2 protein-coding genes are annotated in these 2694 nt (G+C 68.3%); both read left to right on the plus strand.

The genetic code is table 11. From position 1 onward, the window contains the following. Nucleotides 1–182: 182 nt before the first annotated feature. A complete protein-coding gene (istA, locus tag ACG0Z3_RS23050) occupies nt 183–1733 on the plus strand; it encodes an IS21 family transposase (RefSeq protein WP_394402370.1) in 1551 nt (516 codons plus the stop codon). A gap of 54 nt (nt 1734–1787) precedes the next feature. Continuing rightward, a complete protein-coding gene (gene istB / locus ACG0Z3_RS23055) occupies nt 1788–2525 on the plus strand; it encodes an IS21-like element helper ATPase IstB (RefSeq protein ID WP_394402372.1) in 738 nt (245 codons plus the stop codon). The last annotated feature ends 169 nt before the right edge of the window (nt 2526–2694 follow it).

The raw sequence follows: 2694 nt of genomic DNA on the forward strand, positions 1-2694 counted from the left end.
TGCGTATTCCACGCGATCGCGGACACCGTTCCGCTCTGATGGCGGACAGCATTCCGCCGTGATGGCGGACACCGTTCCACGCTGATGGCGGACAGCATTCCAAACTGATCGCGGACACCGGGAGGGTGCCCTGAGTGACCCAACGAGGCATAGGCTGCCCGGCTTTTTGGCCGGGAGAGGCGATGCCCACACCAAGGGTCCTCATGAGCAAGATCAGACAAGCGCTTCAACTGCTGGCCGACGCCAGCCTCAGCACCCGGCAGGTGGCCGCCGCATTGGGCATCAGCAAGACCACCGTCAGCGAGATCGCGATGTATGCGCGCGATGCCGGCGTCGGATGGCCCCAGGCAGCCACGCTCAGCGACGACGAGCTGCAGTCGCGCCTGTACCCGCCACCACGACCGCGCAGCAGCACTCGGCGCGAGCCCGACTACGCAGTGCTGCATCAGGAGCTCAAGCGCCCCGGCGTCACCCTGCAGCTGCTGTGGGAGGAGTACCGCGCGGGCGCCGGCGAGGCGGCCTACCGCTACAGCGCCTTCTGCGAGAAGTACCGCGCCTGGGCCAAGCGCCTGAAGCGGTCGATGCGTCAGATCCACCCTGGCGGCGAGCGGCTGTTCGTCGACTACGCCGGCCAGACGATGCCGGTCGTGGACGCCGGCACGGGGGAGATCCGCCGCGCCCAGGTGTTCGTGGCGGTGCTGGGGGCGTCGAACTACACCTACGCCTGCGCGACGTGGCAACAGACGGCCGCCGACTGGGTGGGCGCCATCATCGCGACGCTGACGTTCATCAATGGCGTGCCCAAGTTGCTGGTGCCCGACCAGCCGCGCGCGCTCATCGCCAACCCCGATGCCTACGAGCCCGTCACCGCACGGCTGATGCAAGAGCTGGGCGAGCACTACGGCGTGGCGGTGCTGCCGGCACGTCCCGGCCGGCCCCAGGACAAGGCCAAGGTCGAGGTGGGCGTGCAGGTGGTCGAGCGCTGGATCCTGGCTCGGCTGCGCCATCGGCGCTTCTTCAGCCTGGTCGAGCTCAACCGCGCCATCGCCCAGCTGTTGGTTGACCTCAACCAGCGGCCGTTCAAGAAGCTGCCTGGCTGCAGGGCTGCGGCCTTCGCAGCGCTGGACGCACCGGCATTGAAGCCGTTGCCGGCCACGCCGATGGTGCTCGCGCAGTTCAAGCCGGCGCGGGTCAACATCGACTACCACGTGGCCTTCGAGGGCCACTACTACTCGGTGCCGCACCAGCACGTCGGCGCCGCCGTGGAGCTGCGCATCACGGCCGGCACGCTGGAGGTCTTGCTGCGGCGCCAGCGCATCGCGGCACACGCCCTCACCCACATCGTGGGTGGCTTCACCACGGTGGCCGAGCACATGCCGGCGTCGCACCGCGCGCACCGGCAATGGACGCCGGCCAAGCTCATCGGTTGGGGCGAGCGCATCGGTGCCGCCACGGCTGGCGTGGTGCGCTGGCAGATGGAACACCGCACGCACCCCGAGCAGGGCTACCGCGCTTGCCTGGGCCTGATGCGCTTGGCGCGCGAGTACGGCGACGAGCGACTGGAGGCGGCATGCGCCCGGGCGCAGTCCATCCGTGCGCCGCACTACCGCAGCGTCAAGTCGATCCTGGCCAGCGGTCTGGACCGGCAGGGCACCAACCTGCTCGGCTGCGACACGCCCGTCATGCCCGCCCACGACAACGTGCGTGGCCCCAGCTACTACGGACACCACTGAGGCGCTGCCGCAAAGCAGCCCCTTGGCCTAACCATCAAACATTACGAACAAACCATGCTTCAACAACACACCCTGGACCAACTGCGCGGCCTGCGCCTGGACGGCATGATTGCCGCGCTCAACGACACCGCCATGCAGGCCAGCGCCGAGGGGCTGCCCTTCGAACAGCGCCTGGCGCTGCTGGTGCAGCGCGAGCTGGACTGGCGCGATGGCAAGCGCGTGGCGCGGCTGCTCAAGGCGGCCAAGCTCAAGGTCAGCGGCGCCTGCGTCGAGGACATTGACTGGCGATCTGGCCGCGGCCTGGATCGCCACCTGGTCACGGCGCTGGCCGAGGGCGACTGGATCCGGCATGGCCGCAACGTGCTCATCACGGGCGCCACCGGTTGCGGCAAGACTTGGCTCGGTTGCGCGCTGGCCCAGCAGGCCGCACGCCAGGGCTTTACCGTGCTCTACACCCGCTCGACCCGGCTGCTACAGGAGCTTCAAGTAGCACGCGGCGACGGCAGCTTCGGTCGTCGTCTGGCGCAGCTGGCGCGACTTGACCTTCTTGTCCTGGACGATCTCGCCATTGCTCCCATCGCCGCGCAGGAACGCCAGGATCTGCTCGAGCTGCTGGACGACCGGGTGGGCAGCCGCAGCACGCTCATCACGAGTCAGATGCCCAGCAGCGCCTGGCATCAATGGCTGGGTGAGCCCACCATCGCCGACGCCATCATGGACCGGCTGATGCACGCCTCGCACAGCATTGCGCTCAAGGGCGAATCGCTGCGCCGGGGCTCATCCCACGCCTGACCCAGCACGCCGTTCCACGCTGATCGCGGACACCGTTCCAGATTGATGGCGGACAGTTGACCTACCATCCGGCCCGTCACTCAGGCACCCCACTCAGGGTGTCCGCGATCGCCTGGAACACTGTCCGCGATCAGCCTGGAATGGGTGTCCGCGATCAGTGGAATACGCA

The sequence above is a fragment of the Pelomonas margarita genome, from assembly GCF_043555875.1.
Taxonomy (GTDB): Bacteria; Pseudomonadota; Gammaproteobacteria; order Burkholderiales; family Burkholderiaceae_C; genus Pelomonas; species Pelomonas margarita.